The sequence below is a fragment of the Kribbella sp. NPDC048837 genome, assembly GCF_055586945.1.
On the sequence record NZ_JBVJHF010000004.1, the window covers coordinates 51,299 to 65,778 of the forward strand.

At 69.2% G+C, this 14,480-nt stretch carries 13 protein-coding genes; 3 read left to right on the plus strand and 10 right to left on the minus strand.

Annotated elements, in window-relative coordinates:
- Positions 1-210: 210 nt before the first annotated feature.
- Positions 211-2,034 (minus strand): ABC-F family ATP-binding cassette domain-containing protein, encoded by a 1,824-nt coding sequence (locus tag ACZ6O0_RS20290; protein ID WP_465766490.1) that lies wholly within the window; start codon positions 2,032-2,034, stop codon positions 211-213.
- Positions 2,035-2,083: 49 nt separating this feature from the next.
- Between ACZ6O0_RS20290 and ACZ6O0_RS20295 the strand changes: the two genes are divergently transcribed.
- A complete protein-coding gene (locus ACZ6O0_RS20295; RefSeq protein WP_465766491.1) occupies positions 2,084-2,932 on the plus strand; it encodes a fructosamine kinase family protein in 849 nt (282 codons plus the stop codon).
- A gap of 5 nt (positions 2,933-2,937) precedes the next feature.
- On the opposite strand, the gene ACZ6O0_RS20300 is transcribed toward ACZ6O0_RS20295, so the two are convergent.
- From ACZ6O0_RS20300 to metG, 8 genes are all read right to left on the minus strand, one after another.
- A complete protein-coding gene (locus tag ACZ6O0_RS20300) occupies positions 2,938-4,833 on the minus strand; it encodes a GTP-binding protein (protein ID WP_465766492.1) in 1,896 nt (631 codons plus the stop codon).
- Positions 4,834-5,260: 427 nt separating this feature from the next.
- Positions 5,261-6,199 (minus strand): 4-(cytidine 5'-diphospho)-2-C-methyl-D-erythritol kinase, encoded by a 939-nt coding sequence (locus ACZ6O0_RS20305; RefSeq protein WP_465766493.1) that lies wholly within the window; start codon positions 6,197-6,199, stop codon positions 5,261-5,263.
- A gap of 11 nt (positions 6,200-6,210) precedes the next feature.
- A complete protein-coding gene (gene rsmA, locus ACZ6O0_RS20310; protein WP_465766494.1) occupies positions 6,211-7,032 on the minus strand; it encodes a 16S rRNA (adenine(1518)-N(6)/adenine(1519)-N(6))-dimethyltransferase RsmA in 822 nt (273 codons plus the stop codon).
- Positions 7,033-7,104: 72 nt separating this feature from the next.
- On the minus strand, positions 7,105-8,229 hold the full coding sequence (locus ACZ6O0_RS20315) for a ubiquitin-like domain-containing protein (RefSeq protein ID WP_465766495.1): 1,125 nt from the start codon (positions 8,227-8,229) through the stop codon (positions 7,105-7,107).
- A gap of 216 nt (positions 8,230-8,445) precedes the next feature.
- On the minus strand, positions 8,446-9,060 hold the full coding sequence (locus ACZ6O0_RS20320) for a nitroreductase family protein (protein WP_465766496.1): 615 nt from the start codon (positions 9,058-9,060) through the stop codon (positions 8,446-8,448).
- A 49-nt stretch (positions 9,061-9,109) separates the two neighbouring features.
- The gene (locus ACZ6O0_RS20325; protein ID WP_465766497.1) at positions 9,110-10,024 is read right to left on the minus strand and encodes a TatD family hydrolase; all 915 of its coding nucleotides are present in this window, start codon (positions 10,022-10,024) and stop codon (positions 9,110-9,112) included.
- Positions 10,025-10,033: 9 nt separating this feature from the next.
- On the minus strand, positions 10,034-10,468 hold the full coding sequence (locus ACZ6O0_RS20330; RefSeq protein WP_465766498.1) for an SRPBCC family protein: 435 nt from the start codon (positions 10,466-10,468) through the stop codon (positions 10,034-10,036).
- 46 nt (positions 10,469-10,514) lie between these two features.
- Positions 10,515-12,269: a methionine--tRNA ligase gene (metG, locus tag ACZ6O0_RS20335; protein ID WP_465766499.1), complete on the minus strand. Its 1,755-nt coding sequence runs from the start codon at positions 12,267-12,269 to the stop codon at positions 10,515-10,517.
- Between the two features lie 69 nt (positions 12,270-12,338).
- On the opposite strand from metG, the gene ACZ6O0_RS20340 reads away from it, so the two are divergent.
- Positions 12,339-12,953, plus strand: a complete 615-nt coding sequence (locus ACZ6O0_RS20340; protein WP_465766500.1) for a metallophosphoesterase — start codon at positions 12,339-12,341, stop codon at positions 12,951-12,953.
- On the plus strand, positions 12,844-13,566 hold the full coding sequence (locus ACZ6O0_RS20345; protein ID WP_465767062.1) for a discoidin domain-containing protein: 723 nt from the start codon (positions 12,844-12,846) through the stop codon (positions 13,564-13,566). The genes ACZ6O0_RS20340 and ACZ6O0_RS20345 overlap by 110 nt, the downstream gene beginning before the upstream one ends.
- Here ACZ6O0_RS20345 and ACZ6O0_RS20350 read toward each other — a convergent pair.
- Positions 13,538-14,455 (minus strand): helix-turn-helix domain-containing protein, encoded by a 918-nt coding sequence (locus ACZ6O0_RS20350; RefSeq protein ID WP_465766501.1) that lies wholly within the window; start codon positions 14,453-14,455, stop codon positions 13,538-13,540. The two genes, ACZ6O0_RS20345 and ACZ6O0_RS20350, sit on opposite strands and share 29 nt — an antisense overlap.
- Positions 14,456-14,480 lie beyond the last annotated feature (25 nt).

Sequence of the window (14,480 nt, forward strand, 5' to 3'; positions counted from 1 at the left end):
GGGGTCCTACTAGGGTCCTAACCGTCGGTGGTCGACCGACTACCAAACGTACAGATCACGGTGACTTCGGCGGCAAGAGGTGGTCCGCCGAAAGTGGCCGCGCGGTGTCCGGGGCTCGGGGCCCGAACAACGCCGGCCGGCACGGGGCCCGCTCACCCGGTAGTCGCGGCGCACCCTCCGAAGCACAGGGGATCGGAGGGGCGCCGCGGCTCAGTTCTCGGCGCGTTCGGCCGCTTCGAACCAGGCGGTCTCCAGTTCACCGCGTTCGTCGGCGAGCTTGCGCAGCTCGGTGTCCAGCTCGGCCAGCCGCTCGTAGTCGCTCGCGCTGGCGGCCAGCTGGTCGTGCAGCTTCGCCTCGGCCTCGGTGATCCGGGCGAGCTGGCGCTCGATCCGGTTGAGCTCTTTCTTCGCCGCCCGGGCCGCTGCCGCGTCAACCACCGGGCGATCATCGACCGCGGAATTCCCGGCCGGCGCCAAATCATTGGACCCCACCGGTTCGGGTGTCAACGCATTCGACGGCGCCCGCCGCGGAATTCCGGTGGCGAGTTCCTCGAGATACTGATCGACACCCCGCGGCAGATGCCGGACCCGCCCGTCGCCGAGGATCGTATACACCATGTCACTCACGCGTTCGAGGAAGTACCGGTCGTGCGTGACGGTGACGACAACGCCGGGCCAGCTGTCCAGGAAATCCTCCAGGACGGTCAGCGTTTCGACATCCAGATCGTTGGTGGGTTCGTCGAGGATCAGGACGTTCGGCTCGTCCAGCAGGATCCGCAGCAACTGCAGGCGGCGGCGTTCGCCACCGGACAGGTCCGAGATCCGCGTGGTCAGCTTGTCGCCGGTGAACCCGAACCGCTCCAGCAGTTGCGACGACGTGAGCTCGCCGCCGCGCCCGGCGAGGGCCGCCGTACGACGGATCGCGGTGATGTGGTCGAGGACCGTCGCCGCACCGTCGATCTCCTCCAGCGTCTGCGACAGGTTGGCGATCCGGACGGTCTTGCCCTGCTTCACCACACCGCGGTCGGGTGCGAGCTGACCGGTCATGACCTTGAGGAACGTCGTCTTGCCGGCACCGTTCGGACCGAGCAGCCCGATCCGGTCGGCCGGGCCGAGCCGGAACGTGACGTGGTCGAGCATCACCCGGTCGCCGAAGCTGAGGCTGACGTCCTCGATGTCGAACACGTCCTTGCCCAGGCGCGCGGTCGCCAGTTGGGACAGGGCGAGCTTGTCCCGCGGCGCCGGCTCGTCCTCGATCAGCGCGTTGGCGGCCTCGATCCGGAACTTCGGCTTGGTGCTGCGGGCCGGTGCGCCGCGACGCAGCCAGGCGAGCTCCTTCTTCAGCAGGTTCTGCCGCTTGGTCTCGGTGACCTGTGCGCTCCGGGCCCGCTCCGCCTTCGCGAGGACATAGGCCGCGTAGCCACCGTCGTACGACGTGACCCGGCCGTCCTGCACCTCCCACGTGTCGGTGCACACCGCGTCCAGGAACCAGCGGTCGTGGGTCACGACGACGAGTGCGCCGGCCCGGTCGACCACGTGGTCGGCGAGCCAGTTGACCGCTTCGATGTCGAGGTGGTTGGTGGGCTCGTCGAGGATCAGCAGGTCGACCTCTGTCAGCAGCAGCCGGGCGAGGGACGCGCGGCGGCGCTCACCACCGCTCAGGGTGCCCACCAGCGCCTGGTGATCCACTCCGCCCAGCAAGTGCTCCATCACCGACCGCGCTCGCGGGTCCGCCGCCCAGGTGTAGGTCTCCACGTCACCGAGTACGGCGTGCAGAACGGTGTGCCCGGGATCGAGATCGTCGCTCTGCCCGAGGTACCCGAGGCGCAGGTCCCGGTTGTGGGTGATCCGTCCGCTGTCCGGCTCCTCCCGCCGGGCCAGGAGCCGCAACAGCGTCGACTTGCCGTCGCCGTTGCGCCCGACCACGCCGACGCGTTCCCCCCGGCCGATGCCGAGGCTGACAGAGTCGAGGAGTGTCCGAGTCCCGAAGCCCTTGGAGACAGCTTCCAGATTGACCAAGTTAGGTGGCGCCATAACGCGCCCCAGGGTAGCCGACCACGGCACGCGTGCCAGGATCGTCCACGTGCTGACTCCTTCCTGGCTCGACGGGCTCGCTCTGGGCGACGCGATCTCGGCCGAACCGGTGGAAGGCGGCTACGCCAGCAAGACCTACCGCGTCCGTACGTCGCTCGGCCGGTCGGTGATCGTGAAGACGCAGACCGGCCTGCCGCCCGACCTCTACGCCCGGGAGGCCGACGGCCTCGACGCACTGCGGTCGCCCGGCGCGTTCGCCGTACCCGAAGTCCTTCGCGTCACGCCGACCTTCATCGTCCTGGCCGACTTCGGTACGTCGGCGCCGTCGGACACCTACTGGGAGGACGCCGGCCGCGCGCTGGCCCGTCAGCACCAGCAGACCGCGGACAAGTTCGGGTACCACCACGACAACTACCTCGGCGTCCTCCCCCAGCGGAACCCGTGGACGACCGACGGCCACACGTTCTTCGCCGAGCACCGTCTGCTGCGCTATCTCGAGGTCCCGAACTGCTACAACGCCTTGTCGGCCGACGATCGGCACCGCCTCGAACGCGTGGCCAACCGTCTCCCCGACCTCGTCCCGAGCCAGCCGCCGTCCCTGCTGCACGGCGACCTCTGGCACGGCAACCTCCTGCCGACTCCCGAAGGCCACCCGGCGTTGATCGATCCGGCCGTCTACTACGGCTGGCCCGAAGCCGAGCTCTCGATGCTCCACGGCTGCGGCAACATCCCGGACACCTTGTACGACGCCTACCGCGAGGTGAACCCGCTGGCCGAGGGCTGGCGGGACCGGCTGCCGCTCCTCCACCTCCGCGAACACCTCTGCGTCACCGCCCACTTCACCGACTCCGCCACTGCGGTCGAGAAGATCCACGCGGCGCTCGCGCATTTCGCCTGACCGGCTCAGGCCTGGTTGAGGTGCAGGAGGTACTGCTTCTGGTTGAGCGGATTGCCGTCCGTCCGGGTGCGAGTCGGCGGGACTCCCGGAACGGGGTGGTAGGTGGTCACGGTGGGGGTCAGGATGCCTTCCCCGTGGGTCTGTCCGGGGAGCTGGGTCTCGAACGGATGGATCGTCGCGGCCGGGATGGAGCCTTCCAGATGAGCGTGCGAGGGCTGGATCGTGGTCTGCTCGACCACCGCCCGGGAATCGGCCAGCAGGGACAGGACCCGGGCCACGGAGTCAGGTGGGATGTCGAGCTCGAAGTGGTTGACGGGCTCGAGCACTGTGGTGCCGGCGGCCTCGATGGCCTGCATCAGGACGAGCGGGACGAGGCGGCGGAAGTCCGTGGCGACCGTGACCGGGCTGCTGTAGGCGGTGTGGGTGAGGTCGATCCGGCAGTTCGGGATCTCCCAGCCGTAGAGGCCCTGGTGCAGCGTCTGGCGGACCGTCTCCTCGATCGCGGTGTGGAAGGCGCGCGGCAGTCCACCCAGCTCGACCTCGAGGTTGTACTCGATCCCCTCGTCCCGTGGTGAGACGCGGAACCCGACGCCCGCCGCCCAGAGGTTACCGGGGGCACCGATCTCCCGGTACGCAGCACCGATCCCGTCCAGCCGTTCGATGTGGATCGGGGTCGTCTCACTGAACGCGACCCGCAGTCCGTACTCGGTTTCCAGCAGGGAGGCAATCACCTCCTTCTGCACCTCGCCGTACAGGCTGACGGTGATGTCGTCGGCCTTCCGGACACGGATCAGCGGATCCTGCTCGGCGAGCTGCGTCAGCGCCTGGAACAGCTTGACGCGATCCCGGGCGCTCACGACGGTCTCCAGCGTCGGCGGCGAGAACAACCGGCCGACTCCCCGCGCCGGGACGCCGAGCTGATCGCCGATCCGGATGTCCTTCAACCCGCGCAACGCCACGATCTGGCCGGCCTCGGCGCGCTCGACCGTCCGCCGTGCGCCGCGCTCGAAGAGCTCCACCGCTGTCGGTCGAGCCTGGTACGACGGACCTTCCGCCGGGTGCACCTCGACGTACGCGCGAGCCGACAACGAGCCGGCGAAGATCCGGGCCGACGCGACCTTCTGCCCGGCCGAGGCCCGCTCGACCTTGAAAACCCTTGCTCGCAGGTCCTCTCCGGCTGAAGGTGCCCGCGGCAACCACGACTGGATGCCCGCGATCAGCTCGTCGATCCCGTCACCGGTCATCGCGGAGCCGAAGTACACCGGGTGGACCTGCGCGGCCGCCACCTGCCGCCGAAGCTCGGCGGCATAGTCGTCCGCCGACAGGCTGTCGTCCAGGTAGCCGGCCAGGATCTCGTCGTTGCGCTCGGCAAGCAATTCACCCAGCGCCTTGTTCTGCAGGGGAAACGGCACGAACCGCGCCGACCGGAGACCGAGGTCCTCGACCGATCCCATCGGTACGGCGGCGGGCGTCAGCAATCGCGCGATGTCCGCGAGCAGGTCGTCGTACCGCGCGCCGACGCGGTCGATCTTGTTCACGAACAGGCAGGTCGGGATGCGCAGCCGGGCCAGCGTGCGCATCAGCAGCCGGGTCTGCACCTGGACGCCCTCGACCGCGGAGATCACCAGCACGGCGCCGTCCAGCACGGACAGCGCACGCTCGACCTCGGCGATGAAGTCGGAGTGTCCCGGAGTGTCGATCAGGTTGACGGTCAGGTCGCCCAGCTCGAACGACACCACGGCCGAGCGGATCGTGATACCCCGCTTGCGCTCGAGGTCCATCGAGTCGGTCTGGGTGTTCCCGTCGTCGACCCGGCCGACCCGGTCGATCACCCCGGCGGCGTACAGCAGCCGCTCGGTCAGGCTGGTCTTACCGGCGTCGACATGCGCCACAATGCCCATCGTCAGAGAGTTCAAGAGTCCTCGCGAATACGTCGAAGCGATCAGTACCGATGAGGTCGATCACGCCACGGCGCATCCCGGTCTCCTGCCACTCGTTCGTTGCGATGGACTACCTCCCGGGACCGTAACAGCGGCCCGCTCCGACCGCGACCGATTTTCCTGGCGATTCAAACGCTCACTTGGCGAGCGGCCCGGAATCCCGGTGTGTTCAAGGGGTTTCGGGGGGCATTGCGACGCGGAGTATCGTCGCCGAGCTCGGCCTGTCCACGGCGTACGGCGTAGCGCAGGCGCTGCGACCCGGATCCGTCGGGCTGGAGGAGACTGCGCAGGCGTGTTCAGAGGTCGGCTAGCTCTGGCACATCAACGGCTTCGACGCCAACCCCAACACCCCCACCTCCACACAATCCTCACCGGCCGGTGAGGCCGGCTATCGGGAGACGATGGCGGGGAGGATTCGGGCTCCGGGGACGGGGGCTTCGGCTTGGCGGACCATGCGGCAGAGGCCGGACTCGGCGAGTTCGACGGCCAGGTCGACGGCGCTGCGGCTGTCGGCGGCGAGGAACAGGCAGGTCGGGCCGGAGCCGGAGATCTGGGCGGCGAGGGCGCCCTGGTCGAGACCGAACTGGAGGGTCTCGCCGAGCTCGGGGCGCAGCGACAGCGCGGCCGCCTGGAGGTCGTTGCTGAGGGCAACCGCGAGGGCGCCGGGCTGGCCGGAGAGCAGCGCGGAGAGGAGCTCGGGGCGGACCTGCGGCGGCTCGACCCGGCGGATCGGCCGCAACCGGTCGAGCTCGCGGTAGACGGCCGGCGTGGACAGCCCGCCGTCGGCGATCGCGAAGACCCAGTGGAAGGTCCCGCGCGACATCACCTCGGTGACCTGCTCGCCGCGACCCTGACCGAGCGCGGTGTGACCGACCAGGCAGAACGGTACGTCGCTGCCCAGCTCGGCCGCGTGGTGCCGCAGCTCGGTCTGGGACAGCTGCAGCCCCCACAACCGGTTGCACGCCACCAACGTCGCGGCCGCGTCGGTCGAACCGCCCGCCATCCCGCCCGCGACCGGGATCGTCTTGCGGATGGTCAGCTCGACACCTTCGTCGACGTCGTACTCCGCCTGCAGCAGCCGCGCCGCCCGGACCGCGAGGTTCGTCTCGTCGGCCGGTACGTCGTTCGCGAAGTCGCCGACCACCTCCACCGAGATCGTGGTGTCGTCGTCGCGCAGCACCGCGGTGACATCGTCGTACAGGGCAACGGCCTGGTAGACCGTGGCGACCGGGTGGTACCCGTCCGGACGCGGCGGACCGACCGACAGACCCAGATTGATCTTGGCCGGCGACCGCACCGTGACCTCAGAGGAAGGTGGCACGGGCACAGGCTAGGGCATCAGGTAGCTCGACCCGCACCGGCGAGCGCGGCGAAGTCGGTGATCGCGAGCATCTCGCCGCGCAGCCGCGGGTCGATGCCGGTGACCCGGAACACCTCGTCGAGCCGGTCGCGGTCCGGGATCCAGCGGGCCAGCGCGGACCGGACGGTCTTGCGCCGCTGCGAGAAGGCCGCCTCGATCACCGCGAACACCTCTTCCCGGGTCGCTGCCGTCTCAGGTGGTTCCCGTCGCTCGAACGCGACCAGGCCGGAGTCCACGTTCGGCGCCGGCCAGAACACGTTCCGCCCGATCGGACCGGCCCGGCGGACCTCGGCGTACCAGGCGGCCTTCGCGGACGGTACGCCGTACGTCCGCGAGCCGGGTCCGGCGGCGAGCCGGTCCGCCACCTCGGACTGCACCATCACCAGCCCGTGCCGCAACGACGGCGAGACCTCCAGCAGATGCAACAGCACCGGTACGGCGACGTTGTACGGCAGATTGGCGACACAGGCCGTCGGCGAACCGATCTCGTCCGGACCGACCGTCATCGCGTCGGCCTCGACCACGGTGAGCATGCCCGCCTGGTTGGGCGCGTACGACGCGATCGTCGACGGCAGCGCCTGCGCGAGCAGCGGGTCGATCTCGACCGCGGTGACCGGATGCCCGTCGGCGAGCAACGCCAGCGTCAGCGACCCGAGGCCGGGACCGACCTCGAGCACGGTCTCGCCGTCGTCCAGCTCGGCGGCGCGGACGATCCGGCGGACCGTGTTGGCGTCGATGACGAAGTTCTGGCCGCGCTGCTTGGTCGGGCGGACCCCGAGCGCGGCGGCCAGTGAACGCACTTCCGCCGGACCGAGAAGTCTCGGTCCGGCGGAAGTGGATGGATCAGACGGGGTCACCCCGTCAGTCTGTCACTAGGCCAGCTTGCCGCAGACAGGCCACGCGCCGTAGCCACCGCGGTCGGCCTTGACCTTCTCCGCGATCGCGATCTGCTGCGCCTTGGACGCACCGTTCGCGTTCTCGGCGTAGGCCGTGCCGCCGTAGGCGGCCCAGGTGCCGTGGTCGAACTGCAGGCCGCCGTAGTACCCGTTGCCGGAGTTGATCGACCAGTTGCCGCCCGACTCGCACTGGGCGATCCGGTCCCAGGCACTCGTGTTGCCGGAGGCCGGCGGGGTGCTGGTGTCCTGCGTCGGCTCCTCCGGCTTCGGCTTGGTGCCGACCAGGACCTTCTCGTCGACCGGCGCGGTGACCAGCTTCGACGTGAGCACCTTGGTGGTCGTCAGCTTGCCGTCCAAGTAGGTCAGCACGTAGGTCACCGACTTGGCCCCGTTGGTCCCCGGGGTGGTGGTCTTCTTGGTGCCCACCTCCAGCGTGGCCGACTTGGTCTCGTCGGTGCCGTGAGCGATCGCCACGCTCTTGGTGACCTTCTTGACGTCGACCTTCACGTACCCGATCCGGTTCACACCCGGCTTGAGCGCGGTGGCCGCCGCGGGGCTGATCCGGTCGTCGGCGTCCCAGACGATCTTCGCCGCGGTCAGGGCCTCACCGACGGTCCCGGCCATGGACTTGATCGTCGCGATCTTGCCCTGCCGGACGATCTGCACGGTCTTCGGAGTCTTCACGACGAGCTCCAGGCCTTCGCGGCCGAGCGGCGCGCTCCGGCTGGTGGAGAAGACCGCGCTGCTGTCGTACCGCAGACCCAGGTCGGCGAGGGCTTCGTTCACGCTGTCGGCCGTGGTCCAGTAGGCCTTCTTGGTGCCGTCGGCGTCGATGGTCAGCTGGCGGCCGTACTGCACCGCGATCTCCTGACCGTCCTTGAGCTTGGAGTCCGGCGACGGGGCGACGACGTCGTGTTCGCCGATCTGAACTTTCTCGGCCTTCAGGGCGTCTGCCACGGTGGAGCCGAAGGTGTGCACCTTCTGCACCTGGCCGTCGACGGAAAGACTGACCGTCTTGCTCTTCGCGGCATAGGCCACGGAGCCGCCCGCGACGGCGAACGCAGCCGTCGCACCGACGGCCACGAGGATGGACTTACGCACTAACGCTCCCAGGTAGGGCTACCCGGGCACGGGGTGGGACAGCACAGGCACCGATCGCGAACGCCGGACTGGCTGCCCGGAATCCACTTTCCCGCCGAGGGGTTGTACTGCCCGGAATCTTCCCCGATCCCGGCCAACATCACGAGACAGTAACGAAGATGTCCCGGATGCGCCAATCCTCTCGTCGGCGAGTCGCAAAAAGGTGTAATGGGGCGGTCACGCCAGGTGATGGCCCCAGTGCCCTCGATGCACCACTTCGGCGGTCGTCCGGCGGCCCCGCCGCAGCGACGGCGACCGCTTGTCCGGGGCCCGGTAGCCGACCGACAGCAGCCCGATCAGGTCGAACCCGGCGGGTACGCCGAACTCCGCCAGCAACCGCTCCACCTTGTCCGCCGGAGGCCCGAAAAAGCACGCTCCCAGGCCTTCGTCGACCACCGTCTGGAGCATCAGCAGCGCCGCCATCCCGGTGTCGACGTACCAGTACGGCGCGGTCCAGCGGGACTCGTCGCGATCGGTCCAGCCCTTGTCCGCGGCGGCGTACCGATCGAGGTAGGCGTCCTTGTGCGCGAAGGCCAGGATCAGCAGCGGCGCGCGGCGGAGTCCTGTGAGCCATCCCACATACTTCTCGTCCGCGTTCTCGGCCGCGATCCGCCAGTACCGCTCGCGGTCGTCGCCCTCCAGCGTGAGGAACGCCCAGCCCTGGGTGAACCCGCCCGAGGGGGCCCGCAGCCCGTTCTCCAGGATCCGCTCCCGGATCTCCTCGGGCACCGGCCGGTCCGGGTCGTAGTTCCGCACCATCCGCCGCCGCCGGACTACCTCACTGAACTCCATGGGCATTGTCTACCAGCCGCGCCGGCAGGTTCGCCGGTGGCCAGGACGATCACCAGGCGCCGCCGAAGGCCCGGTTCGCGTTGTTGTTCAGGGCATCGCACAGCTCGGCGACCGAGATGTTGAGTACGCCGGCCATCTTCCGGACCGTGTGCGGGATCAGGTACGACGCGTTCGGCTGGCCGCGGTGCGGCGACGGGGTCAGGTACGGCGCATCCGTCTCGACCAGCACGCGGTCGAGCGGGGTCACGGCCAGCGCGTCCCGCAGCGACTGGGCGTTCTTGAACGTCACCACCCCCGCGAAGCTCAGGTACGCACCACGCTCGACGCATTTGCGGGCGAACTCGGTGTCGCCGGAGAAGCAGTGCATCACCAGCCGGTCCGGCACGCCCTCGCGGTCCAGGATCCGCAGGATGTCGTCGTGCGCGTCGCGGTCATGGATCATCAGCGTCTTGCCCATCCGCTTCGCCAGCTCGATGTGCGCGGCGAACGACTCGTGCTGCGCGGCCCGGCCGTCCTCGCCGGTGCGGAAGTAGTCGAGCCCGGTCTCGCCGATCACGCGGACCTTGTCCGTGCTCGCCGCCAGCCGCTCGATCTCGGCCAGCGCACTGTCCAGCTCACCGGCGGCCTTCAGCTTCGGCGCCTCGTTCGGGTGCAGCGCGACGCCGGCGATCAGGTTCGGGTACTGCTCGGCGGCCTCGACCGCCCAGAGCGCGCCCGGCAGGTCGCAGCCGACCTGGACGATCCGGGTCACGCCGACCGACGAGGCCAGCTTGATCGCGTCGGCCGGGCTCAGCCACGCGCCGTCCTCGCCGTCGGCGATGTCGAGATGGCAGTGCGCGTCGACCACGCTCATCGGCAACGGGTCGGGCAGCGCCGGCCGGCTCCGGTCCCGGGACCTGCCGTCCTCACCGATCGCCGCCCGCTCCCGGGTCGGCCGGTCGACCTCCACACCATCTCTCGCCATACGGTCAGATTACTGACCGGCTGTCTCAGCAGCTTCTTTGACCTTGGCGACGAGCATCTCCCACATCTCCTGGGAGTGCTTGGCCTCTTCCTCGCTGCCGTTGTTGTCCTGCGTGAGTTTCAGGTGCGTCGCTGTACCGCCACCGTCCAGTGTGTAGACGAGCGTGTGGTAGTTCTCCGGTACGTCGGGCTGCCCGGTGAGCGGGCTGTAATGGGTCAGCCTCAACAGCCGCTCGGGGTCGACCTCGAGGATCTCACCCTTGTCCACGTACGGCTTGCCCTCCCACTCACCACTCCAGGTGATCGGACTTCCCTGCCGCCAGTCCGTCGACACCTCGGCCCCGAACCACAGCGCCTTCAGCTGCTCCGGATCGGTCAGCACCTCCCACACCCGCGCGGGCGGCGCCTGGATATCGGTCTCTGCCGTTGCCACGTAACCAGTCATGCCTCGACCGTACGACTGCCGCCACTTACGCGCTTGTAAGAAAGCGTCAACCGAGCCGCGCCAGTTCCTCCTCGACCACGTCCGGTGACAGCTTGGCGAAGATCGGTGCCGGCGGCCGCACCGGTGTGCCGGGTACGACGGGCTCCGAGGCCCAGCGCGGCTGGGCCGTGTAGTCGCCGGTGATGATCGGATAGGACGGGCCGCCGTCGAGGTCCGCGGCTTCGACGATCTCCGGCTGAGGAAGGAACGTGCCGGTGCCGCCGAGGGTCTCGTGCACGCGTTGGGCCGAGTGCGGCAGGAACGGGGCGAGCAGGCGGTTGCTGTCGGCCACCACCTGCGCGGCGACGTGCAGGATCGTCGCCTTCCGCTCCGGGTCCGGCTCCTTCCAGGGCGCCTGCTGCGAGAGGTACTGGTTCGCCTCGGCCGCGTTGTGCATCGCCGCACCGAGGCCGAGCTTCAGCCGCTGATGCCGGAGGTGATCGCCGACGGTGCCGAACGCCTGCCGGCTGGAGGCCAGCAGTTCATGGTCGGCCGTGGTCAGGCTCGCCGCGGCCGGGATCGCGCCGAAGTTCTTGGCGATCATCGACGCGGTCCGGTTGACCAGGTTGCCCCACGTGCCGACGAGCTCGTCGTTGTTGCGGCGGACGAACTCCGGCCAGGTGAACGCGGTGTCCTGGGTCTCCGGGCCGGCGACCGAGATGAAGTACCGCAGCGCGTCCGGGCCGTACCGCTCCAGGACGTCACGGACATAGATCACGACCGACCGGGACGACGAGAGCTTCCGGCCGGCCATGGTGAGGAACTCGCTGCTCACCACCTCGGTCGGCAGGTTGAGTACGCCGTACTGCCCGGGCGCGGCGTTGTAGGCGAGCAGCTCGGCCGGCCAGATCTGGGCGTGGAACGTGATGTTGTCCTTGCCCATGAAGTAGTAGGACTGCGCGTCCGGGTCGGTCCACCACTTCCGCCACGCATCCGGGTCGCCGGTACGCCGGGCCCACTCGACGCTGGCCGACAGGTAGCCGATGACCGCGTCGAACCACACGTACAACCGCTTGTTCGGGTTGTCCTCCCAGCCCGGCAACGGCACCGGGATCCCCCAGTCGATGTCGCGGGTCATCGCCCGCGGCCGGACGTCGTCGAGCAGGTTGAGCGCGAACTTCAGCACGTTCGGCCGCCACCCCGTGCGGGTCTGCAGCCAGGCGCCGAGCTGGTCCGCCAGCGCCGGGAGATCGAGGAAGAAGTGCTCGGTCTCCACGAACACCGGCGTCTCACCGTTGATCCGGCTGCGCGGGTTGCCGAGATCGATCGCGTCCAGCTGGTTCCCGCAGTTGTCGCACTGGTCGCCGCGCGCCTCGTCGTACCCGCAGATCGGGCACGTGCCCTCGATGTAGCGGTCGGGCAGGGTCCGTCCGGTGGACGGCGAGATCGCGCCCTTCGTGGTCCGGCTGATCAGATATCCGTTGCGGTACAGGGTTCTGAAGAGTTCCTGGGCGACGGCGTAGTGGTTGCGGGTCGTGGTCCGGGTGAACAGGTCGTAGCTCAACCCCAGTCCCTGCAGGTCCTCGACGATCACCCGGTTGTACCGATCGGCCAGCTCCCGCGGCGAGACGCCTTCCCGCTCCGCCTGCACGAGGATCGGCGTACCGTGCTCGTCCGTCCCGGACACCATCAGCACGTCGTGGCCCGCCATCCGCAGGTACCGGCTGAACACATCGGACGGTACGCCGAAGCCGGACACGTGGCCGATATGCCTGGGACCGTTCGTGTACGGCCAGGCCACGGCAGCCAGGATGGAGGTCATACGGCCGACTGTAGAAGGCGGATACCCCGTTGCGCAGCTGGATTGTGCAGGAAGTCAGCAGGTGGAGCGATGTCCCGGCCGCCGCCGGGCGAACTAGGTTGCGCGCCGATTCCGGTGCAGGTGCTGAGCCTGACCGACCTGCACGGCTACCTCTCGGAGACCGAGAACGTGACGATCGCGGGACCGTCGGGGACGCAGCAGGTCGGCGGTGCTGCTCATCTGAAGGCACACCTGGACCGGCTGCGGAAGCCGAACAGCTTCCTGGTCGGGGCGGGCGACCAGTTCAGCGGCTGGCCGGACTACACGCAGGCGTTCGCGAACGAGCCGACGATCGAGGTGCTGAACGCACTCGGGATGGACTTCGACGTAGCCGGCAACCACGAGTTCGACCGGGAGTTCCCGTTCCTGCGCCGGATGACGACCGGTGCCTGTTACGGCAAGCCCGGGTTCGACTCGTGCTTCAAGGACCCGACCGGCCAGAACTTCCACGGCACCCACTACGCGTACCACGCGGCCGGTCGTCGGCATCTCACCGATCACCACCCTGGCTATGAAGGGCTCCGCGATCGAGGCGGTGCTCGAGCAGCAATGGATCCCGCCGGCGTACGGCTGCAGCAGACTGTCCTCGCTCGCGACCTCGGCCAACTTCCGCTACAGCTACGACCTCGGCCGGCCGGTCGGTGACCGCGTCGATCCCACGAAAGTGCTGATCAACGGCAGGCCACTGCAACCCGACCGAACGTACAACGTCGCCACGAGTGCGGCGATGCCGTTGCACGGCGCGCAGTACGGCTACCCGGCACTCGGGCGCGTGACCGTGATCCCCGGTACGCCGCCGGCCGTCGACGGACCGTTCGGTCCGCTGAATCTCCTGCCCCGGAAGGAGATGACGGCCACCGCCACCAGCCAGGGATCGGCCGCCTACAGCGCACCGTTCGCCATCGACGGGAACTGCTCGACGATGTGGCACTCCAACTGGAGCCCGCACGCCCCGCTGCCGCAGTACATCACCCTCGACCTCGGCACCACCCGGGCGATCGAGGCCCTGGTCTACACCCCACGCCAGGACGCCGCGGTCCCGAACGGCCGGATCTCGTCGTACGACGTCCAGGTGAGCGGCGACGGGGTCACGTTCATCTCGGCCGCCGCGGGCAGCTGGGACGGGACGACCGACGCCAAGATCGCGCGGCTCCCAGCGGGTACGACGGCGCGTTACGTGCGACTTGTCGGCCTGGCCGGCGGCGCGGACTACGCGGCGGCGACGGAGCTCAATATAGCTCTAGCCCCGGGTTCCTGACCGCGCTGCGGTGGCTGCTCGGGGACATCCCGAACCGGCGGCCGAACTGCCGGCTGAAGTAGTGCGGTGACTCGAACCCGACCGCGCGGGCGATCTGCGCGACGGACATGTCGGTCGCCCCGAGCAGCTCGGCCGCCCGCTGCAACCGCAGCGCCACCACGACGTTCATGATCGAGTCGCCGACCTGTTCCTTGAACAGGTGCGCGAGCCGGGACACCGACACCTGCGCGAGCCCGGCCAGCGAGGTCAGCGTGTGCGGCCGCGCGGGGTCCGAGGTGATCGCGTCCAGCACGAGCTGGACGCGGGCGTCGAGGTGCTGGGTGTCCCGGCGCAGGCTGGCCGCGGCGATCAGCAGCACCTCCTCGATGCCGTTCATCGTCAGCTCAACCGCGACGCTCTTCTCCAGCAGGTGCAGCTCGGTGTCGCCGGTCGGCGAGAGGCCGGCCCGCTGCGCGTCGCGGTGCAGCCGGTCGAACGCCGACACCACCCGGTCGGTCTCCGACGACCGGGTCAGTCGCACGTACGAGAGGCCGGGCATTGCCTGCGGCAACGACAACCAGGCGTGCCACTCGCGCCGCGGCTGGAAGTGCGCCCACCAGGACTCCCAGTACGTCCCGACCGTGCCGTAGTCGTGCTCGGTGCCCGGGCTGACCAGCACGAGGTCCCCGTGGCCCAGCGTCAGCCGGTCCCCGCCGATCTGGAACTGGCCGGTCCCGGCGGCGGTGTAGAGCAGGTACCAGCTGCCGACGCCGTCGGGGCGGACGACCCGGTAGTCGCCGCCGCTGTGGAAGTGACCGGTGACCAGTTTGCTCGGCGGCGGGATCTCGCTGTAGAGCTCAATCAGGATCTGGGTAGCAAGATCGTGCTCAGAGTCAGCAGGCTCCGTCATGGTGTCCCCTTCGCAGACCGCCCAA

Coding starts and splice junctions, on each gene's coding strand:
- ACZ6O0_RS20290 (WP_465766490.1), bottom strand. CDS start 2,034: ATGGCGCCACCTAACTTGGTCAATCTGGAAGCTGTCTCCAAGGGCTTC.
- ACZ6O0_RS20300 (WP_465766492.1), bottom strand. CDS start 4,833: ATGGGCATTGTGGCGCATGTCGACGCCGGTAAGACCAGCCTGACCGAG.
- ACZ6O0_RS20320 (WP_465766496.1), bottom strand. CDS start 9,060: ATGGAGTTCAGTGAGGTAGTCCGGCGGCGGCGGATGGTGCGGAACTAC.
- ACZ6O0_RS20325 (WP_465766497.1), bottom strand. CDS start 10,024: ATGGCGAGAGATGGTGTGGAGGTCGACCGGCCGACCCGGGAGCGGGCG.
- ACZ6O0_RS20330 (WP_465766498.1), bottom strand. CDS start 10,468: ATGACTGGTTACGTGGCAACGGCAGAGACCGATATCCAGGCGCCGCCC.
- metG (WP_465766499.1), bottom strand. CDS start 12,269: ATGACCTCCATCCTGGCTGCCGTGGCCTGGCCGTACACGAACGGTCCC.
- ACZ6O0_RS20340 (WP_465766500.1), top strand. CDS start 12,339: ATGTCCCGGCCGCCGCCGGGCGAACTAGGTTGCGCGCCGATTCCGGTG.
- ACZ6O0_RS20350 (WP_465766501.1), bottom strand. CDS start 14,455: ATGACGGAGCCTGCTGACTCTGAGCACGATCTTGCTACCCAGATCCTG.